Consider the following 24,163-nt stretch of genomic DNA (forward strand, 5'->3'; position numbering starts at 1 on the left):
GCTGGATGGTAAACGGGAAAGGGCATATCCACGAGTTCTTAAAATGAGCAAAAACAAGTTCCCGGTTAGACCAAGAAAAATGCCGTTCACTCTTAAGTGAACGGCATTACTCACATGGAGGGCTTAAATCATCACAACAAATTAGGAATATTGCGGCAGTAAATTTGCCATCGCGAGCAGATGACATGCACCTGTGACGATGCCAAATAACACCACAAGAATAATCAGCGGTGTACCGCCTATCACTCTAAAACCTGTGCTATCGGGGAACAACTGCCGCGATTTATAGGCCATCAGCGCCGGGACGATTACCGCCCACACAGTTGCCGCTAATGCCGCAAAGCCAATCGCCACTAAGAAGCCGTCGGGAAACAGTAATCCTAAAATCGTTGGCGGCACAAAGGTCACTAACGCGGTTTTCATTCGGCCAGAGCGTGAATCATCAAAACCAAACAAATCAGCAAGATAATCGAACAGACCTAAGGTCACCCCTAAGAAAGATGAAGCCACGGCTAAGTTAGCAAACAGGGTCAACATACTGTTTAACCAGCTACTCGCCATCACCTCAGACAAAGCGCCCACCAACACACCCATATTGCCGCCTTGGGCAATAATGTCGATAAACTGGCTGCGGGGAATATTGCCCATAGTCGCCACTAACCAACAGACATAAATCACCAGCGCGATAAAGGTGCCGACGAAAATCGCCTTGATAATGGTGGAGGAATCTTTGCCGTAATACTTCACTAAGCTGGGGACGTTACCATGGTAACCAAAGCTGGCGAGACCAAAGGGCAGCGCCGCCCACAGATAAGGTGAAAAGCTGTTATTACCATCGGGTTCGAGCAACTTAGTCACATCAATTTCGATCAATAAATTGCCGATAGCGAGGAAGAAGGTAATGATCATACCGCCGAGCATAATCGTGGTAATCCGATCCACGGCTTTAGTACTGATCAACACTATGCTCGCCAATACTATGGCGAACACTAGCCCTGCCACACTTTGCGGTAACTCAATTCCCATGCCCTGCAAGCTGTGATTCACAATCGAACCACCGCCGCTGATATAGGCATAAGTCAAAATATACAACACAAAAGCGATAGAAACGCCGTTCACTATCCGCCAAAACTGCCCAAGAGTTTGCTTGCTTAAGGTATCGAAGCTAGCACCGGGTTCGAAATGTAAATTGGTTTCGAGCAACAATAAACCCGACATCAACATGCAAAACCAAATGCCCAATAACATCAAAATCGAATAGCCAAACCACATACCTGCACCGACCACGGGCAGAGAAAACATCCCAGCACCTACGGTCGTGCCAGCAATAATCATGGCACCACCGAGCAAGGACTTACCTGCGGGCTTATGCTTAGCCGCATTCATATGATTTGCCATTAAACTGTGTGCTCCGCGGTGACACTCGCCACTATCGTTTGTCTCACTGACGGACGTAATAAGCTATTGGCCTGATCTCGTATGCGATTGATATTGGACTTATCTTCACTATCCGCCAGATATCCCAATTCTTTGAGCTTCACGCTCAAAGTACCGTAGAGTTTTTTATCGTAGAACTCAGGCGCGGTAATGCCATGTAAAGCCCCTAAACGCTGGGCGAGTAAATGGCTCTCAGACTCAAGTTCTGAGCGCTCCATCTTAGGTCTGTTCGCTAACAGATTGAAAATAATAGCGTAGCGTTGCAAAGTTTCACTCACTGAACTGGCTAACAACAATAATTGGCTTGAGTGCTCAGGCACGACAGCTAAAGTATCTGTCTCAACTACTAAACCTTGCCCAATCAGGAAATCCAGTACTTGCTCAACATAGGCTGGTAAGTCTTTAATTCCCATGAAGAGTTCGGCTTTCAGCAGTGGATAAAAATCGGCAACGATTGAAACCACTTGCTGGCGCAGGATCTGTTCATTGTGGGTTAAACAACTCGCAATTAATGAAGGAACAATAAATAAGTGAATGATATTGTTACGATAGTAAGTCATAGACACAGCCTGACTCGCTTCGATAGACACTATTTCCCCTAAAGGATCGGCACTAACAACAAACTTGTTCAGCTCTAAACCTTGCTGCACTAAATGCTTACCATCACCTTCGGCAACAGATGTATAAGAAGTGTAAGGCACTTTTTTGAGTAGGGTCAGATACAAATCAAGCTGACGCTCCAGCAGACTACGTTCTAAGGCGTTTTGATCTGTCGCCAGTAAAACTAAGCTGGTCAAAGTCACCGAACTCGCCGCTGCGGCATCATTGATACGCGTCATCACCCGATTAGCCAGCACGTTTACCGCTGGCGTTAACCAACTTGGTTTCTGCTCGGGATCATCGGCCAACTCAGCACGCCAGTTTGGCGCACGCTCATTTAAGAAATTTTGCAGGGTAATAGGCTCGCCAAAATTCACATAACCTTGGCCAAAATTACCTAATTTGCGAATGGCACCGAACACCTGCCACACAGATTCTTTTTTCTTTTTCTTACCGCTTAACTCTTTATGGTAAGTCGCCACTTCCATCACATGGTCATAGCCTAAATACACAGGCACAAGTGTGACAGGACGTTCAATACCGCGCAGTACGCTGTTCATCGTCATGGCGATCATGCCAGTTTTCGGCGCCAACAGACGGCCAGTACGTGAACGGCCGCCTTCGGAGAAGTATTCCACCGAATAACCTTTAGCAAACAGCTGGTCTAAATACTCACGAAATACTGCGGTGTATAGCTTGTTGCCATTAAAACTACGGCGGATAAAGAAGGCACCACCGCGACGGAACATAGGTCCCGCGGGCCAGAAATTGAGGTTAATGCCGGCAGCAATGTGCGGCGGAACCATGCCTTGATAATACAAAATATACGATAACAGCAGGTAATCCATGTGGCTGCGATGGCAAGGCACATAAACAATCTCGTGGCCATCGTGGTGTAACTGCCGAACTTGCTCGGCGCCTTTAATGTTGATCCCGCTGTAAAGCTTGTTCCACAGCCAAGTTAAAAAACGCTCGGCAATACGCACTAAACTGTCTGAGTAATCGGCAGCGATTTCATCGAGATACTCAATAGCCGTCTCGCGCGCTTGGGTCTCAGAAATCTTTTTACTAGCGGCCTCTTCTTGAATCGCTTTGCGCAGCGACTCAGATTTGAGTAACGAATGAAACAGTGCTTGGCGGTTTGGCAGCACAGGCCCTGTCATTACCTTACGTTGACGACGGAAATGCACGCGTGCAACCCGTGCTAACTTATGGGCAATCCCCATGTCGGTGCCATGTTCGTCAGCCATGTAACGCAGGGATACGGCATTCGAAAACTGCACGAAGTTATGTCGACCTAAGAACAAAATCATCAAGCACTTGCGCAGCCAAGTCGGGTTTTCCCGCTCAAATACGGCCGCCTTCATAGTGTCGTCTTCTTTCCCTGGCGTTCGACCCCAATACAAGCTCACGGGCACAAGTTGAATATCCAATTCAGGACGTTCCTTATGCACGGCTAACAAACGCATAAAGCATTCGAGGAAAGGCTCATTACCAGCACGTTCGCCAAACAGTGGCTTACGTCCTTGAAGACAGACAACCCGAGGCGCAGTCACACCATTAGCCACTAGAGGCTCATAAGGGCTTGGTAAGCCTAACTTAGCCGTTATTTCGCTCAAAGCAGCGATGTCACTGAGGGATTCTGTTTTCATCACATAAACAAGGGGTCTGGAAGCATCCAGATTCAGATCGGCAAAGGGATCCTGAGGCACCACAATAGTGTGCACTAAGTGTTTTTGGATCCAACGTAATGATTTCAACCAAAGAGAGTCGTGTTTAGGCATTATTCTTATGCAATTAAGTGCGTTTACTAGCCCGATAGAATACCAGACTATGGGTAATATTCGCTAATTCTCTCCAACATAGCTAAAAAGTGGTTAATACTTGCGCTGCAAACAATACTGTATATACTAACAGTAACTGTATAGAAAAACAGGAAACACCATGAGACCTTTGACGCCACGCCAAGCTGAAATTTTAGAGCTAATTAAACGAAATATTGCCGATACTGGCATGCCACCCACTCGGGCAGAAATCGCAACCCGTTTAGGTTTTAAGAGCGCCAATGCGGCTGAAGAACACCTTAAAGCGTTGGCGAAAAAGGGCTGCATTGAGATCATGCCTGGCACATCTCGGGGCATTCGTCTGCCTGCGGAAATCGAAGATTTGACTGAAACAGGTTTACCGCTCATCGGCCAAGTGGCCGCGGGTGAACCTATCCTCGCCCAAGAACATGTTGAACAGTACTACCAAGTCGACCCAAGCATGTTCCATCCCGCCGCCGATTTTTTACTGCGAGTAAAGGGCGACAGCATGAAAAATATCGGCATTCTCGAAGGTGATTTGCTGGCAGTTCATAAAGTAGAACAAGCTAGGAATGGTCAAGTGGTTGTCGCTAGAGTCGATGACGATGTCACTGTTAAACGTTTCGAAAAAAAAGGTAATGTAGTCTATCTACATGCCGAAAATGAAGATTACTCCCCGATTAAAGTGGATTTAGGCTTCCAAAGTTTAACAATTGAAGGACTCGCCGTCGGTGTGATCCGTAATGGAGATTGGCTATGAATAAACTACTTGGCAATGCCCCCCGCCATCCGGGCCTGTGGCTCGATGAAGTCCGTGATGCCGACTATGACTGGCACCATGCGCCCATCGCCTGCATGCCAACCAAGACTCAAGGTCGCCAAGAATTAATTCATCTGAGTGCACAACTCGCTCAGTTAAGCCAACAGGGCCGTTGGTTAGTGCTCATCAACCCTCCAAGTATTGGCTACAAGCAAATGCTCGCCAGCGCAGGTGTGCGTATGGATAGAGTTTTGCTGGTACATGCTAAAGATGAAGTTGAAACCCTGTGGGCGATGGAAAAAGCCCTGACAAGTGGTACGTCCAGTGCAGTCATTACTTGGACTCAATCATTGGATGCACGGGATAATCGACGCCTACAAATCGTGGCTAAAAGTGCCCGAGCTATGGGCATAGTGCTTGAAGACGTAAACAGTCACTTACATGCAGACGTACGTATTGAGCAAGGCAATCTCTTCGGTCAGCAATCTTTTTTTAGCGCTGTACACTAAATATTCATTTAATTTTTTACCTTGAAAGCCGCCTCACCTATGAATGTGAGGCTTTTTTTGGCAATTTTTCAGATAATTAGATAAATAAGTGATCTTGATCAATATTTAAACAGCAAGTATGGTTGGTTAAGCTGGTGATGATATATCACCTTCCGTGGTCAATGAATCGAGTATTTATCGAACTCGAAGCGCCACTAAAAATAGAGAACAGATTTATTTCAGCAGTATGTGCCAGCGTGGCTAATTACCAGCAGTAACAATACTTGATTAAAAGTAACAGCCGCCAACGCACGTTGAAGTCAAAAAAGCTTTTTTGGGAACTGAAGAGTTTGCATAGAGTTGAGACTTACTGTGTTGCTCTTCTTTGTAGTTGCTATTCGCAATTGGCAGAGGAGAAGTCTTGTGAAGCAATTGTTGTATTGTTTACTCGTGGTGCTTTTCGCACCACCGTTGACCGCCGCGGACATGCGGTTCAACATGACCCCTGGCGTGACCGAGATCAGTGGCAAGGTTTATCACTTGCACATGACCATCTTGTATATCTGCTGCGCAATAGGCCTAGTGGTCTTTGGCGTCATGATTTACGCCATGATCAACCACAGAAAATCCAAAGGCGCTGTCGCGTCCCACTTTCACGAAAGCACTAAAGTTGAAATCGCTTGGACGATTCTGCCATTTATCATTTTGATCTTAATGGCGATTCCAGCGACAAAAACTTTAATCGCAATGGAAGATCCCAGCAACGCCGATCTCACCGTAAAAGTCACGGGTTCCCAATGGAAATGGCATTACAGCTATTTCGATCAAGATATTGATTTTTATAGCATACTGACAACACCCAGAGCACAAATCGAAGGCACCGAAACCAAGGGTGAAAACTATCTATTGGAAGTCGATAAACCGCTCGTTCTACCAATAAACCGCAAAATCCGCTTTCTGATGACTTCAGAGGATGTCATCCATTCTTGGTGGGTACCCGCCTTTGCCATTAAGAAAGATGCCAACCCTGGATTTATCAATGAGGCTTGGACTCGCATCGACAAACCCGGCATTTACCGCGGTCAATGCGCCGAACTCTGCGGAAAAGACCATGGTTTTATGCCTATCGTAGTACAAGCGTTGCCCGAAGCCGAGTTTGAGGCTTGGGTCACAGAGCAAAAACAAGCCGCAGGTGCTGCGGCTGAAGCCGCTCAAGCCGCTTTATCACAAACCCTAAGTAAAGAAGAGTTGATGACTCTAGGCGAACAAGTTTACCTCGGGCACTGCGCAGCCTGCCACCAGCCCAATGGCGAAGGGTTGCAAGGCGTATTTCCGCACCTTAAAGGTAGCCCGATTGCAACGGGATCACTCAGCGGCCACCTTGAAATCGTGCTCAATGGTAAAACGGGTACTGCCATGCAAGCGTTTAGTAAGCAATTGACCGCACAAGAAATCGCGGCAGTGACTACCTACGAGCGGAATGCTTGGGGCAATAATACTGGCGATGCAGTGCAAGCCAAAGACGTCAACGAGTACATGAACGGCAATTCTGCACAAACATCCGCCACGGTACCAAGCAGTACAACCCCGACACCCGCGCCTGCAACAGACGTCTCAGCTGCAGTCGATCCCGCAAGCCTCCCCACACTCAGCCATGACGCCCTCATGGCCGAAGGTGAAACTGTCTACGCGACCTTCTGTGCTGCCTGCCATCAAGTGACAGGTGCAGGAGTACCACCCGCCTTCCCCGCGCTAGTGGGTAGTGCTATCGCCATTGGACCAGTCGCCAATCACATTGATATTGTGATGCACGGTAAAACAGGCACGGCTATGCAGGCATTTGGCAAACAGCTTAGCCCACAGCAACTTGCAGCAGTCATTACCTATGAACGCAATGCTTGGGGCAACAATACCGGCGATACAGTGCAACCTGCTGATATCGCAAGTCATGGACAGTAGGGGATAATGATGAGCACTACGACTCAAGATCAAACCGCAGCCCATGATGACCATCATCATGGTGCGCCAAAGGGCATCATGCGCTGGCTGCTAACCACCAACCATAAAGACATAGGTACTTTGTATTTATGGTTCAGCTTCATTATGTTCTTAACCGGTGGCGCTATGGCCATGGTGATCCGCGCTGAACTCTTTCAACCTGGATTACAATTGGTCGAGCCCAACTTTTTCAACCAAATGACAACTGTTCATGGGCTGATCATGGTATTCGGTGCGGTAATGCCAGCCTTTACAGGGCTAGCTAACTGGCTGATCCCTATGATGATAGGGGCGCCCGATATGGCGCTGCCACGGATGAATAACTGGAGTTTTTGGATACTCCCCTTCGCCTTCACTATCCTTCTCAGTTCGCTATTTATGGAAGGTGGCGGACCTAACTTTGGTTGGACCTTCTACGCACCACTATCAACAACTTATAGTCCAGATAGCACGGCGCTCTTTGTATTTTCTATTCACATCATGGGGATAAGTTCGATCATGGGCGCAATCAACGTGATTGTGACCATAGTGAATTTACGCGCGCCAGGCATGACATGGATGAAGTTACCATTGTTTGTCTGGACTTGGCTTATCACGGCATTCCTACTGATCGCGGTTATGCCCGTACTCGCGGGCGCAGTGACTATGGTGCTGACAGATAAGTTTTTCGGCACGAGTTTCTTCGATGCGGCTGGCGGCGGCGATCCTGTGATGTTCCAGCATATTTTCTGGTTCTTCGGCCACCCTGAAGTCTACATCATGATCTTGCCGTCCTTTGGCATCATCTCTGCCATAGTCCCAGCCTTCAGTCGTAAACCCTTATTTGGCTATGCATCCATGGTTTATGCTACGGCTAGTATTGCAATTCTGTCGTTCCTCGTGTGGGCGCACCATATGTTCACCACAGGTATGCCTGTGTTTGCCGAGCTGTTCTTCATGTATTGCACTATGTTGATTGCAGTGCCAACTGGGGTGAAAGTGTTTAACTGGGTTGCCACTATGTGGCGCGGCTCACTCAGTTTCGAAACGCCCATGCTGTTTGCTGTAGCCTTTATCATACTCTTCACTATTGGCGGTTTTTCGGGATTAATGCTCGCCATTACGCCCGCCGACTTCCAGTACCACGATACTTATTTTGTTGTGGCACATTTCCATTATGTACTCGTAACTGGTGCGATTTTCTCCATCATGGCAGCGGCCTATTATTGGCTACCTAAGTGGACGGGGCACATGTACAACGAACGACTGGGACAATGGCATTTCTGGTGTTCGGTGATTTCAGTCAATGTGCTATTTTTCCCGATGCATTTCCTTGGGCTCGCAGGTATGCCAAGGCGTATCCCTGACTACTCGATTCAATTTGCCGATGTTAATCAAATCGTCTCGATTGGTGGGTTCGCCTTCGGCTTATCGCAATTGATTTTCTTAGTTTTAGTAATTAAGTGCATCCGTGGCGGCGAAAAAGCCCCCGCTAAACCTTGGGAAGGTTCCGAGGGTTTAGAGTGGACATTGCCAAGCCCTGCGCCTTACCACTCCTTCACGACACCACCTGAGGTGAAATGAAATGGCAACCCAACACCAGCAAGATAAACCTAAGTCAAATCGTAAACTTATCAGCATGTTAGTTATCGGCTGTATTGGCATGTTTGGCTTTGGATTCGCGCTGGTGCCGCTCTACGATGTGTTGTGCGAGCAACTCGGTATCAATGGAAAACCCTCCAATACCGCGAGTAATTATCAAGCAATCACAGTAGATACAAGCCGAATAGTGACTGTGGAATTTATTTCTCAGGTACAAACAGGCATGCCATGGACATTTGCGCCACAAACCAAACGGCTCGAAGTTCACCCTGGCGAGCTAATCCATACGGCATTTCTGGCGCGCAATATGTCCGATAAAGCAACGATTGGCCAAGCGATACCTTCAGTTTCGCCCGGCCAAGGTGCCGCTTATTTCAATAAAACAGAATGCTTTTGCTTTAATCAACAACCCTTAGCGGCGGACACTAGCGCTGAGCTGCCGCTCATTTTCTATGTGGATCCTCAGTTACCTGAGTCTATCCACACTCTGACCCTCTCTTACACTCTCTACGACATTACCGACAAGCAGTTAGCGTCTGCCATAGAGCAAGGAGCTGCAAAATGACAACGAAACATCAGACTTACTACGTTCCATCCCAAAGTGTCTGGCCTATTGTAGGTGCCATTGGCTTGTTCTTAATCGCCTCTGGTGCAGGCCTTTTCGTGCAACAGTTGAAATCAGGTGCATCCGGTGGCGGTTATGTGCTGCTGGCTGGGATAGCTGTGATCCTATTCATGCTGGTGGGTTGGTTTAGAACCGTGATCCAAGAGTCGATGGCAGGGCTCTATTCTAGCCAAATGGATCGATCGTTTCGCCAAGGTATGAGCTGGTTTATTTTTTCGGAAGTCATGTTTTTCGGGGCTTTTTTCGGGGCACTATTTTATGCCCGCATGTTCGCAGTGCCTTGGCTCGGTGGCGCATCGAATAATGCCATGACCCACGAAGTGCTCTGGCCTCAGTTTGAAGCTATTTGGCCGCTCATTACTACGCCAGATGGCACTAAAACCCAAGCTATGCCATGGACTGGACTGCCATTAATCAACACTATCGTACTGCTAACCTCCTCAGTTACCTTACATTTCGCCCATGTCAGCCTAGAAAAAGGTAAACGTTCTGCCATTACTCTCTGGCTTGGTATCACCATACTCTTGGGTATGGGTTTCCTTGCCTTACAGGCAGAAGAATATATGCATGCCTACCGGGAAATGGGACTCACCCTGACCTCTGGGATTTATGGCAACACCTTCTTCCTGTTAACTGGCTTTCACGGCATGCATGTCACACTGGGGACGCTCTTTTTATTCGTGTTGTTTTTCAGAGTGTTGAAGGGGCACTTTAGCGCAGATAAACATTTTGCGTTCCAAGCGGGGAGTTGGTATTGGCACTTTGTGGATGTGGTCTGGCTGTGTTTGTTTATTTTCGTTTACGTTCTCTAGTGCTTTAGTAAGGCGTGGGATTGGGGCTAATTAACCCAGTCCCTAAGGCCACCAACAATAACAAGATAACGAGCACAGAGAAAATCACTCGCCGACCAAGATAACGGCTCATAGGCACTTTTTCATCACCTTTCACCATAATAAACAAGGCGCGACCTAGATTAAAAATGATGAATAGCAACAGCAGAACTAAGACCAACTTAAAAATAAACAGGCTATTCATACAATATCCTCATGTTCTGCTGAATAAATTAACGGTTTTTCTACTGATATTGACTGTGGCTGTATTAACTATATTGGTCAAGTTGGGTTTATGGCAGTTAGCCCGTGGTGAAGATAAAACGACGCTTTTAGCCCAAATGGAAGCAAGGCAAGCTTTGCTGCCATTAAGTTTTGAGCAGCTCCAACTCAAGGTCGGCAAAGAAGGTGTGACTGGTTATCAACTGCGAGTACACGCCACTCCCGCAAGCTCACAAATCTGGCTGCTGGATAATCAAATCTATCAAGGTCAAGTGGGATATTTAGCCTTCCAACCTCTACAAGTAGAAGTTGAAAAACCTTGGTTGCTGGTCGAATTAGGCTTTGTTGCCGCAGGCTCCCATCGTGATGAGTTGCCTCACATCACTCCCCTAAGCGGGGAATTAAATATCGAAGGCAGGCTTTATCAAAAGCAAATCAATCCCTTAAGCCAAGCTTTAATGGCAGAAACAGGGACAAGTATTCGCTTTCAAAATTTAAATATACCCGAAATGGCTAAGGTATTAGGGCACCCAGTGTTACCTGTCGTGTTGCAACCAGAGCAATTACCTTCCCTCACATTGCCCCATCCTTGGCAACCTTTCCCACTGTCGGCACAAAAACATTGGGGCTATGCGTTGCAGTGGTTTTCGATGGCAGCCGTATTTGCAGGGCTAATGCTGTGGCAAGGGATTAAATATGTAAAACGCCATAGCGCCCAAACAGTCGCAAACTCAAGGAGCAAATAGGGAAATTAGTACCATACTTAGCAAGACACTAATAAAACTAAATAAATATAAAACAATAAATTAGGGATAATTTGAATGAGAGGAGCAAGCATGAACTCCCAGAACAAATCTAAACACAAAGCATTAGGGCTATTACTGCTGGCGTTTATTGCACCCGTAGTGATTGCTAAGCTAGTGCTGAGCCTCAATTTATACCATGGCGGTGCCACCAATCATGGCGAGCTGATCAGTCCCGAAACCAGCTATGCCAGCCTTGGGGTTGATAATTCTAATCCCAAAGAATGGCAGCTACTATATTTATTACCCGCCAAATGCAACGATGCTTGCCGCGAACGCCTGTATATTTTGCGCCAAAGCCACACAGCGCTAGGGCCAGATCAGGCGCGAGTAGAACCGCTCATCCTCACTCATCCCGACAGCGATCTTAACGCCTTAAGCACATTTAACTTCAATACTCGTCCCGCCAATGCAGACTTAAGCAAATGGTTAGATGAACAGCAGCTAATCATAGTCGATCCCTTAGGCAGCTTAGTCCTGCGCTACCCTCAAGTGCAGGGCAAAGAAGCACATTTAGCTCAAGGCAAGGCGCTGATTGCGGATCTGCGTAAGTTGTTAAAACTGTCGAGGGTAGATTGATGCAACTAACTTGGATCCTACGCTTAACCTTAGTCTTTACCCTATTGGTGATTTTAATGGGCGCTTACACCCGCCTATCGGATGCAGGGCTCGGCTGCCCCGATTGGCCAGGCTGCTACGGCCATATTAAAGTGCCCACCCAAGACCATGAAATCGCCCATGCGCAAACTATATTCCCAGATCACGATATCAATCCAGAGAAAGCTTGGCTGGAAATGATCCACAGATATATCGCAGGCGGACTTGGCTTACTGGTGTTGTTCATCTTAATTTTGTGCTTAAAAACACCGGAAGCACCCAAAAAGTTGCCGATCATCATAGTGCTGCTGATCCTCTTTCAAGGAGCGCTAGGCATGTGGACAGTGACCATGAAACTCATGCCAATAATTGTGATGTCGCATCTTATTGGTGGCTTTAGCCTAATCTCACTGCTGTTACTCCTTTACCTGCGAACCAGACCTCGGCGTATATTTAATAGCGAAACCCATGCTCGACATCTCGCACCGTTAGCGTTGGTGAGCCTATTCGTCCTTGTGGGTCAGATTATGCTGGGGGCTTGGACATCATCGAATTATGCGGCGCTCGCCTGCACCTCTTTACCCATCTGTGAGGGAAATTGGGTAGATAACTTAGCAATAGCCGAGGCATTTTCACCGCTCCAAGGCCAACACCCTAGCTTCGAATTTGGGGTACTCGATTACCCTGCACGAATGACTATCCACGTAGCCCACAGAATTGGCGCTATCGTCACTGCCAGCTTGTTACTCGTGCTCGCCTACCGATTATTTGTGGGCGCTACGGGACTTAAGGCTTTAAGCCTTTTATTAGTGGGGCTAGTCATACTACAAGTGAGCTTAGGTATTTCTAACGTAGTGATGCATTTGCCACTCGGTATTGCTGTGTCTCACAACGGTGGTGCGGCACTACTGCTACTGACCTTAGTCACAATCAACTATTTTTTATGGCGCAAAGCATAAGCGAGGGATCCAAGATGGCAAAACCACTCTCAATCACCAGTAGCCTGCCCACTTTCAGCGTAACATGGCGCGCCTATTTTGAAATGACCAAGCCTAAAGTGGTCGCACTCATGCTGCTCACTGTCCTCGTCGGCATGTGTCTGGCTGTGCCCCATGCGGTGCCCGTTCAGCCTTTGCTCGCGGGTATGCTTGGAATTGCCATGATGGCGGGTTCGGCGGCGGCGCTCAATCATCTGATCGATCGCCGTATCGATGGCTTAATGGCACGCACCTACAATCGCCCGCTACCCAAAGGGCGTATTTCGGCCACGCGCGCGTTAATTTTCGCCGCTAGCTTAGGTAGTTTTGGTTTTATCGTCTTATATTCCTTAGTCAATCCACTCACAGCTTGGCTGACCTTTGCCAGCCTGATTGGCTATGCCTTGGTTTATACTGCCTATTTGAAGCGCGCAACATCACAAAATATTGTGATCGGTGGCCTTGCGGGAGCTATGCCACCCTTGCTGGGATGGACGGCAGTGACGAACGAATTTCACGGCCATGCGTTATTGCTAGTGATCATCATTTTTACGTGGACGCCGCCACATTTTTGGGCACTGGCCATTCACAGACGCGCCGAATATGCCAAAGTAGATATTCCCATGCTACCAGTCACCCACGGTGTCGAATTTACGAAAACCTGCATCTTGCTCTACACAGTATTGCTGGCGATTGCTTGCCTGTTACCTGTGCTGGTTGGTATGTGTGGGCCAGTGTATTTCGTCAGCTCGAGCTTACTCAGTACGGGATTTATCTATAAAGCATGGCAACTTAAATATCGGGATCATGATGGCTTAGCGATGCAAGTGTTCCGCTTCTCTATCTACCATTTAATGTTGTTATTTATGGCATTACTGCTAGACCACTATTTGTGGAACTAGTGTATGGAACGAGTTTGTCGCGCTAACCTGTATTTATGGAGCGAATAATGCAGAAAAGAATTTTAGTCATCGCCATTTTGTTGTTCGGTCTTGGCGGCCTATTTGCGGTGAAATTTAATCCCCCAAAACCTATCGAGTTAGAGAGCGGTTTTCTGTTTCCACAGGCCTATGAATTAGCGCCCTTTGAATTGGTTGATCAACACAAGCAAGCTTTTACCAATGCCAGTTTGCAGGGGAAATGGAGCTTATTTTTTATCGGTTTTACCTTTTGTCCCGACATTTGCCCTACGACCTTAAATAAACTTGCGGCGGCTTATCCTGATCTAAACAAAATAGCGCCATTGCAGGTAGTGTTTTTATCCGTCGATCCCAAACGGGACACACAGGATAAACTCCTGACCTATGTGAATTTTTTCAATCCAGAGTTTAAAGCGGTAACGGGTGAACAAACGCAGATATTTCCCCTCACCCGCAGCTTAGGACTCACTTATGCCATGGTGGGTGAAGGAGAAAATTACCAAGTCGACCATAGTGCGGGTTATGTTTTGGTGTCGCCGCAGGGAACGCGAGTTGCGGTATTTAAACCTACGGCAGCGTTAGGCAAACCGCCGCAGGTATTAAATGATAAATTAATTAGCGATTTTGAAAAAATAGTGGCGCAATACAAACCTAGCCGCTGATCACTCTTTAACCCAAGAGCCATCGTCCTTTGGCCTTACCCAAGGCTGAGAAAACCAATAGTAGCCATTACGCGCCTTACTCGGCGCTGTGCAGTTATAACGCGAGCGCCCCGCGGGCAAGGCTAAATCCGCTTGAACACTAAACTCGTTTTCATTGAGCCAAGTCGGCTGTTTTGAACCTTGCCCTTGGATGTAACACATCACTTGCTTAGCAGAGATATCACTCATATCGAGGGTCACTTTAAGCTCTGGACGCCAATGACCGCCCTTTAACTCAGGATCACTTGGGGTTTGTGCAATCACAGGCATATTTAAGCTGTATAACTTTGCCTTAAGGCTTTTTAGGTCAGCATATTGTCCAGCAACGGGGAAACGCGGCAGGGCCGTTAATGGCGAATAGGGCCCGGCGGCACCGGACTGTTGCCCAAAAGCGACAAAGCTGTTCTCAGTTAACATATCCTGCAACGCTTGATTGTACTCACCGTAGGGATACGCCAGCATTTTAAAATTGTGCCCAGTGGCATCTGCAATCGCTTTTTCTGTATCTAAGATATTGGCTTTTATCCGCGCTAACCACTGCGCCTGTGATTCGTTTTCTAAGGCGCGGATCAAATGTTCGTGCGCCCAACTGTGATTAGCAATATCGGCGCCTTCCTTGGATAGTGTGATGAGTTCATCCCAAGTCATCATCTCGGTAAACTTTTGTTTAATCGGCTCAATTGCCACAAACAAGGTGTAGGGGAATCCAAATTCCTTTAGGATAGGATGCGCCGTAGTCGCTATACTGCGATAACCATCATCGAAGGTAATTGCGATTGTTTTAGCCGGTAAATCTTGTTTTTGCTTGATCGCTTCAACCACTTTAGAAAGCGGGATCACCTTAAAGCCGTCATCGACGAGAAACTGCATTTGCTCACGAAATTGCGCGGGCGTAACGCTAGTTGCCGTCGGAGTGGTTTCTGACACATGGTGATATTGCAGAATGACCACGGCATGGGCAGAAAACGTCATTAGCCCTATGAGTGCCAACAGCACACGTTTAACCATAATGTGAACACCTCTGAAATTAATGAATACTGCTAAATCAACTTGGCTCGACCTCATGCTCAACGGCGCGAAAAATCGCCAGTTACTAGCGCTCGCCCTGCCGATGATACTCTCCAATATCACTATCCCGCTGTTGGGCTTAGTCGATACGGCTGTTATAGGCCATCTGAGTGAGGCCTATTATTTAGGGGGAGTCGCTGTCGGGTCAACGATTATCACATTAATCATTTGGTTATTGGGATTTTTGCGTATGGCGACGACAGGTTTAGTCGCGCAAGCCTTTGGTGCTGACGATCTTCACGCCCAGCACAAACTCTTAGTCCAAGGCGCTATGCTAGCGATGTTATTGGGCGCAGGCGTTATCGCACTGCAAGTCCCGATATTGAATTTAGCGTTAGGATTATCCGAAGCGAGTAGCGAGGTCGAACGTTATTGCCGCGAGTATTTTCAGGTACGGATTTGGTCAACGCCCTTCGCCCTGCTCAATTTAGTGATGTTAGGTTGGCTCTTAGGGCGACAACAACCTAAAGCCGCCATGTGGCAGCTGATTTTAGCCAACCTTGCCAATATTATTCTCGATGTGGTGTTTGTCCTCGGCTTAGGTTGGGGAGTCAAAGGCGCTGCCCTCGCCTCAGTCTTTGCCGATATCACCGCTTTCTCAGTTGCACTCACTATGGTGTTACAACAACTCAAGCGCGCACCCGAGTTTCACTTATCTCAGCTATTCCCCTATGTCACCTTAACGGGTTATGGCAAATTACTGAGGCTCAACACAGATATTTTTGTCCGCAGTCTCTGTTTGCAGGCAGCTTTTGCCTTTATGACATTCCATGGTGCAGGTCTAGGTGATAATACCGTTGCGGCCAATGCCGTGTTATTGAATTTACTGCTATTAATCTCCTATGCACTCGATGGCATTGCCTATTATGCCGAGGCAGAAGTCGGTCGAGCCTATGGGCAAAAACAGGCAGAACAATTAAGGGAAGCTGTGATCTTAGCTTGGTGCTGGTCGGCCATAACGGCACTAGGATTCTGCGCTGTATTTAGTCTTTTTGGCAGTAATATTATCGCGTTATTGACCAGCATTAATGAGGTCAGAGCCACTGCGCAAACCTATCTTATCTGGCTAATATTCTTGCCTTTATGGTCCTTTAGCTCGTATTTATTCGATGGTGTTTACATAGGTGCCGCTAAAGGAAAAGTGATGCGCAATAGCATGATACTCGCCACCTTTGGCGCGTTTTTCCCAACATGGTATTTACTGCAGCTGCTATTACTACCAGAGCAAGGCAACCATGCCCTCTGGGCCGCGATGAGTGTCTTTATGATCGTCAGAAGCCTAACGCTCGCGGGGCATTATTATTTCAGTCAGGCCTTTTTACATAAATAAATCTGTAAAGACAGTAGTTTACTAATCTCAAAATCATTATTATGTTGATTTTACAATTGTAACAAAGATGTGAATCGATAATGAAAAGGATTTTACCGCTGCTATTGCTGTGGCTATGTAACTATACGGTTGCCAACACTGCGCCACAATTACCCGTTGAAGCCTTTGCAAGCATCCCAGATGTTAGCTCTGTGCAGCTCTCGCCTAATGGCAAAAAAATCGCTTCTGTTGTACGGGTCGATCAAGCCAAACTCAAAGGTACTGTCGTTAGTATCCAAGATATAGAAACAGGCGAAAAAAGCATTCCGCTGCACACAGATAACCAAAAATTTGTCATCCTGTCTCTGCAGTGGGCAAACGATAATATCTTACTGATCAGTGCTAAGTTTCCGGCTAACCGTTACGGTACACCTACAACCGAAACCCGCCTTGTTAAGTATGATTTGACCACGAAAAAGACCTCGAGTGTCCTTCCGCGCAGCGTCTTAGACCGTCTTAATTGGATCCCGCAACATCAGGGACAAATTATCGATCTTATGCCAGATGATCCCGATAATATTTTACTGTCATTAGACGGAATGGGAGAAAACGTAGGCGAAGACAGCGTTCTGAAAGTCAATTTAGCGCAGGGGAAATCCAGTTACACCCAAAATGCTAAAAAGAAGATCATCAGTTGGATTACCGACAGGCAGCACAAAGTCCGAATTTCTATCTACAACGATGATACTGAGTACCGCATTTATGAACAGGCCGAGCAAAAGAGTGATTCACGCTTGCTTTGGACCTTTAAAGCTTTTTCTGAGGACACTGTTTGGCCATTAGGTTTTGATGCAGACCCTAATATCCTCTACGTTCGCGCCTATCACCAAGGTTTCGAAGCCATTTTTAAAGTGAACCTGACCGACCCTAATCTTACAAAAGAGTTGGTTTACGCCAATGAAGCAACTGACGTCGAAGGGGATTTACTCTACTCGCAATTAAAGAAAAAAGTCATTGGTATCAGTGAAGGCGACGGCGAGGAATACACCTTCTGGGAAACAGAATATGTCGGACTACAAAATGGTCTTAAGGCTGTATTACCCGATGCTCACAACTATATTACTCAATTCAGTGCAAATGAACGCCGCTACATAGTGTATTCCACCAGCTCGACCGAGCCTGGCACTTATTATTTCGGCGATAGGGACGAAAAAACGTTATATCCCATCGCGAACAGATACGGCAAGCTCAATAGTGAGCTACTCGCCAACACCCAACATCTAACTTACGAAGCAAGGGATAAGCTCAAAATCGATGCTTACCTAACAATACCAAAGGGACTCGAAGCTAAACAGCTACCGACGATTATTTTCCCCCATGGCGGCCCGATCAGTTACGACAGTAACGACTTTGACTATTGGGCACAGTTTTTCGCTAATCGGGGTTATGCAGTATTTCGAATGAATTTCAGGGGGTCGGCAGGTTACGGCTATGAGTTTATGAAGGCTGGCCTAAAAAGCTGGGGGCTCGAAATGCAAAACGATGTTGAAGACGGGACTCGTTACCTAATAGCGCAAGGGATTAGCGATCCCAAACGCATTTGTATTGCCGGTGCGAGTTATGGTGGTTACGCGGCCTTAATGGGGGCTGCCATGACTCCCGATCTTTACCGTTGCGCCATCAGTGTAGCTGGTGTGACCGATGTGGCCTACCTAGTAAAATCAAGCCGCAGACATACCAACTATGAAGTGGTTAAAGAGCAAATAGGAGATGATCTCGATGCCCTCTATGAGCGATCACCTATCAGTAAAGCAGATAAAATTAACATCCCAGTATTACTGCTTCATGGCGATAAAGACAGAGTCGTTAAGGTTCAACATAGCCGAGAAATGTATGACGAGCTCAAATCACTGAATAAACCAGTGGAGTATATTGAGTTGGAAAATGGTGATCATTACCTGAGCAATAACGACAACAGACTCGCGACGTTTAAAGCCTTAGATAAGTTCTTAGCTGACAATCTTAACCCAAAGTTATAACTTAACAACAGCACTTAAAGCGGAAGCCAAATATAAAAAACGCGACTCTAAGGTCGCGTTTTTCATTCAGCTTAACAAACAAGATTAAGCGTAAGAATGTTCACCATGTTGGTGATCTGTCACGTCACGTACGCCAGTCAACTCACCTGGGAACATGTCTAACAATTGTTTTTCGATACCATCCTTCAGGGTGATATCAACTTGAGAACAACCATTACATCCACCGCCGAACTGCAGTACGGCTACGCCTTCTTTGGTAATTTCAACCAGCATGATATTACCACCATGGCCGGCTAACTGAGGGTTGATTTCAGATTGGATCACGTATTCGATACGCTCGACTAAAGGTGCATCACCAGACACTTTACGCATTTTTGCGTTAGGTGCTTTGAGCGTGAGTTGTGAACCTAATTGGTCAGTCACAAAATCGATGGTGGCATCTTCAAGGAAAGGTGCACTCTTCTCATCGACCATAGCATTGAAGCCAGTGAACTCGATTTCAATATCATCACTTTCCACTGCATCCGGTGGACAATAAGACACACCACACTCGGCTTGCGAGGTACCAGGACTGATCACAAATACGCGAATATGAGTGCCTTCAGGTTGATCTGCTAACAACTTAACAAAATGGGCTTGAGCCGCATCGGAAATGGTAATCATGAAAACCTGCTCCGTCAGGGGATACCTGAGTGTTTTAGTAAGAATTAGCCGTATGATACTCCGACTCACCTTCGCTTTGTAGTCCTTTGGATAGCAAGTTTATGGATTTTTGCCATAGCGATCACGATTTGACTTAGTCATTTGGACTAATTAAACGATAAAAACTCAACGCATCAAAATCGAATAATGCTACTAAGACAGTCACTTGAGCGGATATTATAAGACGTTATCAACATACTTCTCATTCATTATCGTGATCATCCAACAAGCCTGGCGCTTCAGCCCTTGCCAAACACCATACTTGAACATGTACATAACGCGCTTCGAATAAGCGAGCAATTTCAGAGACTGTGGTGCCAGTGGTGACCACATCATCCACCAATGCAACACGCTGGAACGCAAAATCATCCGCTAACATAAAGGCATCATGTAAGTTGCGTCGTCGCTGTGCACCCGAAAGCCCCGCCTGCGGTCGAGTGTCTTGTTGACGCGTTAACCCTTCGCTCACTAACGGCAATTGCAAGAGCTGCGATAACTCATGGGCAATTAACCAAGCCTGATTAAATCCCCGTTGTTGCAAACGTTTTGGATGCAATGGAACTGGCACTATCGCTTGAGGCAGCGAGATTAATCCTTGCTGTTCTAATACCTTAAGTCGTGCCACTAAGGCGCGACACAGCACGGGCAAAGCGGCAAGTTGACCTTGATATTTAATCGCACCAACCCAAGCACCCAAACCTTGATGATAACTACAAGGCGCAATAACTTTACGTGGCTGGCGCTTTTGGCATTCACCGCAATAATCGACTTCTATTTGCATCGACTTACCGCAACCTAAGCAAATAGGCCCATGATATAAGCCAGATTGAAGACAAATGGCGCAAATGCCAGTCTCGGGAAGTGATATGGATTGGTGGCACAGCAGGCAACGGTTAGGTAAACTGCCCGCCAACCACCTTGTACCGAGTTGATAGCCTAAACGCATTATCCGCAAAGCAGATTGCGGCCAAATCCTTTTGACAAAGTGCGGCATACATTCACCTAATCCATTTTTGAGGCACTCAAGTGAGCCAAGTGACATCCACAAACCAAGCAAATTTGCATATTGAAATCAGCGGCCAAGGGCCAGATCTGGTGATGCTTCACGGTTGGGGAGTGAATAGCGCTGTGTTTACGCCATTACATGAGTCACTGTCTCAGTATAGGGTGCACTATGTAGACTTGCCGGGCTTCGGCCATAGCCAAATGGTTGAAGGTGGCCTATCAACCTGGGTCGATACCTTAGTCGCTGCATTACCTGAACACGCTATTTGGGCCGGCTGGTCACTCGGTGGGCTCGTTGCGACTCAGGCAGCGTTAAGTTATCCACAAAAAATCAAAGGCTTGATTACTATTGCCTCATCCCCTTGCTTTATGGCAAGGGAAGACGAAGCATGGCCGGGCATTCCGCCACAAGTCCTTCATCAATTTAGAGAACAAATCGGCCAAAATTTACCTAAAACTATAGAGAGATTTCTGGCGATTCAAGCCATGGGTAGCGAAACCGCCAAGGAAGACATCAAACAACTGCGCGATCTTGTCCTCGCACGTCCTTTACCCAATACCAGAGCCTTAACTCAAGGCCTAAATATGCTGACCGACGTCGACTTAAGGCAACAACTGATAGAGTTGCAACAACCTTGGCTAAGGATCTGGGGCCGACTCGACGGGCTAGTGCCCAAACGCGTACCACCTAAAATGCCCATCACAGCTCAAAGTGAGGATGTGATGCTCGCCAAAGCCTCTCACGCGCCCTTTATTTCCCATCAGCAGGAGTTTTTGCAGGTATTTATGCCTTGGTTAACGTTACAGACACGTTAACGCTTTATCTTTGAGCGATTAATGACTAGTATTTAACCATTAATGTGCCAAGGAATTTTCCATGTTAGTTGTCAGTAACTACCCCCAAGTCCCGCTAGCGACCAGTAATGTCGCGACGGACTCGGCTCGGGTCGACAACCAACTGAAACCTGTGGTCATCCCACCACAAGCGGCAACTAAAGGTCACGAAGAACGCGCCTTTAATCCACAGAATGAACGCACAGCGGATCAAGCTCAACAACAGGCGAAAACGCTCGAGCATAATCAGCAACAAGTTCAAGAAAAACAGCAGCAACAGCAATCCTCACAGCAACAGAACCAACAACAGCAAGAGAAAAAAGCGCCCCTTGTAGTGGCCGAGCGTGTTTTACCTAAAACGCTAAAAATTGCTGCAAGAGGCCAAGCGGCGCTGCAACGTAAGGATATACGCTTAAAGGTCAGTCAAGGTGCGGCAAATTATGCCAGCAGTAACGCCAAAGCGAATACCAGCAGTACGGCAAGGCAATCGCTTCAAGGCGAATCGAGTCAATTTTATCAACAACTTGGGCAACGCATTAGTCAGTTCTATCAACAACAGACTCAGCCAGAGCAAGAATCTATTATGTCGACGTGGATTTAACCTATTCCAATCGTATGAATCCGTTTGCGAACAAAATTAACCTGAATGATAAACAAAAATGCCGCTAAAAATAGCGGCATTTTCCATTCTGTTTAACGCTTATTTAGGCAAACGATACAGCTCTTGCTGGTAGGCTAAACTGCCCCACAATGCCCAACTTAAGGCTTTCTTCTCTAGCGCGGCAGCAGCGGGTGGATGAGGCGTTAACTGCTCGTTTTTTTCATTATATTCGAAACCCTGTGCCTCTTTCTCTGGTTGCAGAATGACAACATCTTTACCTTCCATCAGCGCAAAGTTTTTATCGTATTGCATCAGAGCACGCCCTGGCCAATCATCGCTGACTTGGGTCAAATCTCGGCCCAGCATAGGGTAAGAGTCAGATATTCCAATCAAGGATAACAAAGTCGGCGGCAAGTCAATTTGACTCACGATACGATGATCGCGTTTTGGCGCAACATTATCCCCAAGAATTAATCCCGGAATACGAAAACGCGATACTGGCACCAGATCCGCGCCACCCACTCGGCTGTCATGGTCGGCAACCACGATAAAAATCGTATCTTTCCAATAGTCTGCGTTTTTCGCCAATTTGAAAAACTCACCAACCGCATAGTCGGCATATTTCGCCGCATTATTGCGAGTTTGCTTAGGTTGTTCATAAAGTTCGATACGATCATCTGGGAATTCAAATGGATCATGGTTGCTCGAACTAAACACTAAACTAAAGAAAGGCTTACCTTCGCTATGCAGACGCTCAAACTCACTGTTGGCCTTACGCATTAAATCTTCGTCTGACGCGCCCCACGAGCCCACAAAGGCCGGAGATTTGTAATCTTTCTGATCTATGATGTCACTAAAGCCGTTGCCCAAGAAGAAGCTACGCATATTGTCGAAATGGCTCTCACCACCATAAATAAACTGCGTTGTATAACCATGATTTTTAAGCAATTCAGCAATACTGAAAAAGCCAACTTGGCTCTTACCTAGCTTCACCACAGCGCGAGCGGGCGTTGGCGTAAAACCTGTTGTCACGGCTTCGATTCCGCGTACAGATCGTGTACCAGTAGCGTACAAGTTATCGAAATACCAACCTTCTTTAGACAAGGCATCGATATTCGGTGTCAGGGGTAACCCACCTAAACTACCGACAAAACGGGCGCCTAAGCTCTCTTGCAGTAGGATCACTAAGTTCTTTGGCTTACCAGTATAACTGGCTTGGTTAAAGCTCAGTGATGGGATATCCGTTGAAGTAAAGGCACTTTCAGGGCGACCACTTTCCTGCCTAATCGTTGCAATAACCTCCGCGTTATCTAGCTTGCCATACACTTTAGAAGCATCTTCTTCACTATCCATCTGCTTGATGGCAAACACCAAGGAATAGGCAGAGTTAATCACTAAAGAGTTCACTAATGGATCGTCAGCAAAGGCCACCAGAGCGGGGTTAAGCGGACGATGACCCAAGGTTGAACGGGCACCTAATATCGTAATTGCGATAACGATTAGCGCTAATACTGGACGCCAATACCAGCGTGGAAAGCGCAGGTTTCTCGTCAGTTTACCACTGAGAACCCAACCGCCCCAGAGTGTACCTATGGTTAATAATATTGAGAAAATAAGCTCAAGCTTACGACCCGCCCACAGCATAGAAAGCACTTCTTTCGGGTAGATCAGATATTCCACATACAAACGATTCGGACGAAAACCGTATTCTTCAATAAAGGCGGGGGTCGATGCTTCTAAAAACAGTATGATCCACAGACCGACAGTTAACCACACCCGCAAAATCGGCTGCCACAGACGGCCAATAAAATGATCACCTGAAAATAATGCGGTTCCTAAGGCAGCAATACCCCATAACCAGCACAGGGTAGCGATATCGACGCGTAAACCTTGGATTAAGAGATGCGACCAACCATCCACAGCGGCAACGCGATCGGCTTGCCACAGCCCTAAAGCGATACGGCTCGCGGTGGCAATGAAAAGCACTAATAACGAAAAAATAAAGATGGCGCGGAAAGGCCCATGGGCATTGTTTCGCCCGCGAGGTGATAAACCAGATTGCATGTGTTACCCCAAAACGTGTAAAAAGAGCCACTCTGCTTTGGAGTGTCAATTTGAAAAATCGGTGAATAAGCTGTGCTATGACAACCGATTTTGCTTAACGTTGCATTAAATGCCGACTTTATATTCCCTAAGACGACATTTATGCAACAATTTTGTGAGTAACAGGTTAAAAAGTCGACTCGGACATGACGTATGTC

Annotated in this window: 22 protein-coding genes; 15 read left to right on the forward strand and 7 right to left on the reverse strand. The window is 46.9% G+C overall.

Translation table 11 applies throughout. From position 1 onward, the window contains the following. Positions 1–141: 141 nt before the first annotated feature. Positions 142–1,398, reverse strand: a complete 1,257-nt coding sequence (gene mtr, locus KO533_RS21360) for a tryptophan permease (protein ID WP_105250637.1) — start codon at positions 1,396–1,398, stop codon at positions 142–144. Continuing rightward, positions 1,398–3,821 carry a glycerol-3-phosphate 1-O-acyltransferase PlsB gene (gene plsB, locus KO533_RS21365; RefSeq protein ID WP_105250638.1) on the reverse strand — a complete coding sequence of 808 codons (2,424 nt, stop codon included), beginning with the start codon at positions 3,819–3,821 and terminating at the stop codon, positions 1,398–1,400. Before plsB ends, mtr begins: the two co-directional genes overlap by 1 nt. A gap of 160 nt (positions 3,822–3,981) precedes the next feature. Between plsB and lexA the strand changes: the two genes are divergently transcribed. The 6 genes from lexA to KO533_RS21395 all read left to right on the forward strand — a co-directional run bounded on the left by lexA (position 3,982) and on the right by KO533_RS21395 (position 10,106). Then, positions 3,982–4,602: a transcriptional repressor LexA gene (lexA, locus tag KO533_RS21370; protein WP_105250639.1), complete on the forward strand. Its 621-nt coding sequence runs from the start codon at positions 3,982–3,984 to the stop codon at positions 4,600–4,602. Beyond that, positions 4,599–5,111 (forward strand): SulA-like leucine-rich domain-containing protein, encoded by a 513-nt coding sequence (locus KO533_RS21375; protein WP_131524817.1) that lies wholly within the window; start codon positions 4,599–4,601, stop codon positions 5,109–5,111. Before lexA ends, KO533_RS21375 begins: the two co-directional genes overlap by 4 nt. A gap of 402 nt (positions 5,112–5,513) precedes the next feature. Continuing rightward, entirely contained in the window at positions 5,514–7,049 is a 1,536-nt protein-coding gene (coxB, locus tag KO533_RS21380) for a cytochrome c oxidase subunit II (protein WP_219255998.1), read from the forward strand. 9 nt (positions 7,050–7,058) lie between these two features. After that, on the forward strand, positions 7,059–8,651 hold the full coding sequence (gene ctaD / locus KO533_RS21385; RefSeq protein WP_105250642.1) for a cytochrome c oxidase subunit I: 1,593 nt from the start codon (positions 7,059–7,061) through the stop codon (positions 8,649–8,651). A 1-nt stretch (position 8,652) separates the two neighbouring features. Further along, positions 8,653–9,234, forward strand: coding sequence for a cytochrome c oxidase assembly protein (locus KO533_RS21390; RefSeq protein WP_219256000.1), 582 nt, complete (start codon positions 8,653–8,655; stop codon positions 9,232–9,234). Further along, positions 9,231–10,106 carry a cytochrome c oxidase subunit 3 gene (locus tag KO533_RS21395; RefSeq protein WP_219256002.1) on the forward strand — a complete coding sequence of 292 codons (876 nt, stop codon included), beginning with the start codon at positions 9,231–9,233 and terminating at the stop codon, positions 10,104–10,106. Before KO533_RS21390 ends, KO533_RS21395 begins: the two co-directional genes overlap by 4 nt. A gap of 4 nt (positions 10,107–10,110) precedes the next feature. Here the strand turns inward: KO533_RS21395 and KO533_RS21400 are convergent, their stop codons facing one another. Beyond that, complete coding sequence (locus KO533_RS21400) at positions 10,111–10,329, reverse strand: DUF2909 family protein (RefSeq protein WP_105250645.1); 219 nt, start codon at positions 10,327–10,329, stop codon at positions 10,111–10,113. On the opposite strand from KO533_RS21400, the gene KO533_RS21405 reads away from it, so the two are divergent. From KO533_RS21405 to KO533_RS21425, 5 genes are all read left to right on the forward strand, one after another. Further along, positions 10,328–11,092: an SURF1 family protein gene (locus tag KO533_RS21405; protein ID WP_219256062.1), complete on the forward strand. Its 765-nt coding sequence runs from the start codon at positions 10,328–10,330 to the stop codon at positions 11,090–11,092. The two genes, KO533_RS21400 and KO533_RS21405, sit on opposite strands and share 2 nt — an antisense overlap. A gap of 90 nt (positions 11,093–11,182) precedes the next feature. Further along, a complete protein-coding gene (locus KO533_RS21410; RefSeq protein WP_219256004.1) occupies positions 11,183–11,728 on the forward strand; it encodes a hypothetical protein in 546 nt (181 codons plus the stop codon). Then, complete coding sequence (locus tag KO533_RS21415; RefSeq protein ID WP_219256006.1) at positions 11,728–12,705, forward strand: COX15/CtaA family protein; 978 nt, start codon at positions 11,728–11,730, stop codon at positions 12,703–12,705. Before KO533_RS21410 ends, KO533_RS21415 begins: the two co-directional genes overlap by 1 nt. Positions 12,706–12,719: 14 nt before the next feature. After that, positions 12,720–13,625: a heme o synthase gene (gene cyoE, locus KO533_RS21420; RefSeq protein ID WP_105250648.1), complete on the forward strand. Its 906-nt coding sequence runs from the start codon at positions 12,720–12,722 to the stop codon at positions 13,623–13,625. Between the two features lie 47 nt (positions 13,626–13,672). Next, positions 13,673–14,305 (forward strand): SCO family protein, encoded by a 633-nt coding sequence (locus tag KO533_RS21425; RefSeq protein WP_173497969.1) that lies wholly within the window; start codon positions 13,673–13,675, stop codon positions 14,303–14,305. Here KO533_RS21425 and KO533_RS21430 read toward each other — a convergent pair whose 3' ends face one another. Then, the gene (locus tag KO533_RS21430) at positions 14,306–15,352 is read right to left on the reverse strand and encodes a polysaccharide deacetylase family protein (RefSeq protein WP_219256008.1); all 1,047 of its coding nucleotides are present in this window, start codon (positions 15,350–15,352) and stop codon (positions 14,306–14,308) included. 22 nt (positions 15,353–15,374) lie between these two features. Here KO533_RS21430 and KO533_RS21435 point away from each other — a divergent pair, with 22 nt between their 5' ends. Beyond that, positions 15,375–16,742, forward strand: a complete 1,368-nt coding sequence (locus KO533_RS21435; protein ID WP_219256010.1) for an MATE family efflux transporter — start codon at positions 15,375–15,377, stop codon at positions 16,740–16,742. A gap of 80 nt (positions 16,743–16,822) precedes the next feature. Beyond that, positions 16,823–18,760: a S9 family peptidase gene (locus KO533_RS21440; protein ID WP_219256012.1), complete on the forward strand. Its 1,938-nt coding sequence runs from the start codon at positions 16,823–16,825 to the stop codon at positions 18,758–18,760. A gap of 84 nt (positions 18,761–18,844) precedes the next feature. Here the strand turns inward: KO533_RS21440 and nfuA are convergent, their stop codons facing one another. Together nfuA and KO533_RS21450 are read right to left on the reverse strand one after the other, a co-directional pair. Further along, positions 18,845–19,423: a Fe-S biogenesis protein NfuA gene (gene nfuA, locus KO533_RS21445; protein WP_006079591.1), complete on the reverse strand. Its 579-nt coding sequence runs from the start codon at positions 19,421–19,423 to the stop codon at positions 18,845–18,847. A 241-nt stretch (positions 19,424–19,664) separates the two neighbouring features. Further along, on the reverse strand, positions 19,665–20,456 hold the full coding sequence (locus tag KO533_RS21450) for a ComF family protein (RefSeq protein ID WP_219256014.1): 792 nt from the start codon (positions 20,454–20,456) through the stop codon (positions 19,665–19,667). Between the two features lie 32 nt (positions 20,457–20,488). Between KO533_RS21450 and bioH the strand changes: the two genes are divergently transcribed. Further along, on the forward strand, positions 20,489–21,283 hold the full coding sequence (gene bioH / locus KO533_RS21455; protein WP_219256016.1) for a pimeloyl-ACP methyl ester esterase BioH: 795 nt from the start codon (positions 20,489–20,491) through the stop codon (positions 21,281–21,283). A 61-nt stretch (positions 21,284–21,344) separates the two neighbouring features. Then, the gene (locus KO533_RS21460; protein WP_173248241.1) at positions 21,345–21,902 is read left to right on the forward strand and encodes a hypothetical protein; all 558 of its coding nucleotides are present in this window, start codon (positions 21,345–21,347) and stop codon (positions 21,900–21,902) included. A gap of 99 nt (positions 21,903–22,001) precedes the next feature. Here KO533_RS21460 and KO533_RS21465 read toward each other — a convergent pair whose 3' ends face one another. Further along, entirely contained in the window at positions 22,002–23,966 is a 1,965-nt protein-coding gene (locus KO533_RS21465) for an LTA synthase family protein (RefSeq protein WP_219256018.1), read from the reverse strand. Positions 23,967–24,163 lie beyond the last annotated feature (197 nt).

It is taken from the genome of Shewanella sp. NKUCC05_KAH (assembly GCF_019345585.1).
Lineage (GTDB): Bacteria > Pseudomonadota > Gammaproteobacteria > Enterobacterales > Shewanellaceae > Shewanella > Shewanella oncorhynchi.

Coding starts and splice junctions, on each gene's coding strand:
- mtr (WP_105250637.1), bottom strand. CDS start 1,398: ATGGCAAATCATATGAATGCGGCTAAGCATAAGCCCGCAGGTAAGTCC.
- plsB (WP_105250638.1), bottom strand. CDS start 3,821: ATGCCTAAACACGACTCTCTTTGGTTGAAATCATTACGTTGGATCCAA.
- lexA (WP_105250639.1), top strand. CDS start 3,982: ATGAGACCTTTGACGCCACGCCAAGCTGAAATTTTAGAGCTAATTAAA.
- KO533_RS21375 (WP_131524817.1), top strand. CDS start 4,599: ATGAATAAACTACTTGGCAATGCCCCCCGCCATCCGGGCCTGTGGCTC.
- ctaD (WP_105250642.1), top strand. CDS start 7,059: ATGAGCACTACGACTCAAGATCAAACCGCAGCCCATGATGACCATCAT.
- KO533_RS21390 (WP_219256000.1), top strand. CDS start 8,653: ATGGCAACCCAACACCAGCAAGATAAACCTAAGTCAAATCGTAAACTT.
- KO533_RS21395 (WP_219256002.1), top strand. CDS start 9,231: ATGACAACGAAACATCAGACTTACTACGTTCCATCCCAAAGTGTCTGG.
- KO533_RS21400 (WP_105250645.1), bottom strand. CDS start 10,329: ATGAATAGCCTGTTTATTTTTAAGTTGGTCTTAGTTCTGCTGTTGCTA.
- KO533_RS21410 (WP_219256004.1), top strand. CDS start 11,183: ATGAACTCCCAGAACAAATCTAAACACAAAGCATTAGGGCTATTACTG.
- KO533_RS21415 (WP_219256006.1), top strand. CDS start 11,728: ATGCAACTAACTTGGATCCTACGCTTAACCTTAGTCTTTACCCTATTG.
- cyoE (WP_105250648.1), top strand. CDS start 12,720: ATGGCAAAACCACTCTCAATCACCAGTAGCCTGCCCACTTTCAGCGTA.
- KO533_RS21425 (WP_173497969.1), top strand. CDS start 13,673: ATGCAGAAAAGAATTTTAGTCATCGCCATTTTGTTGTTCGGTCTTGGC.
- KO533_RS21430 (WP_219256008.1), bottom strand. CDS start 15,352: ATGGTTAAACGTGTGCTGTTGGCACTCATAGGGCTAATGACGTTTTCT.
- KO533_RS21435 (WP_219256010.1), top strand. CDS start 15,375: ATGAATACTGCTAAATCAACTTGGCTCGACCTCATGCTCAACGGCGCG.
- KO533_RS21440 (WP_219256012.1), top strand. CDS start 16,823: ATGAAAAGGATTTTACCGCTGCTATTGCTGTGGCTATGTAACTATACG.
- nfuA (WP_006079591.1), bottom strand. CDS start 19,423: ATGATTACCATTTCCGATGCGGCTCAAGCCCATTTTGTTAAGTTGTTA.
- KO533_RS21450 (WP_219256014.1), bottom strand. CDS start 20,456: ATGCCGCACTTTGTCAAAAGGATTTGGCCGCAATCTGCTTTGCGGATA.
- KO533_RS21460 (WP_173248241.1), top strand. CDS start 21,345: ATGTTAGTTGTCAGTAACTACCCCCAAGTCCCGCTAGCGACCAGTAAT.
- KO533_RS21465 (WP_219256018.1), bottom strand. CDS start 23,966: ATGCAATCTGGTTTATCACCTCGCGGGCGAAACAATGCCCATGGGCCT.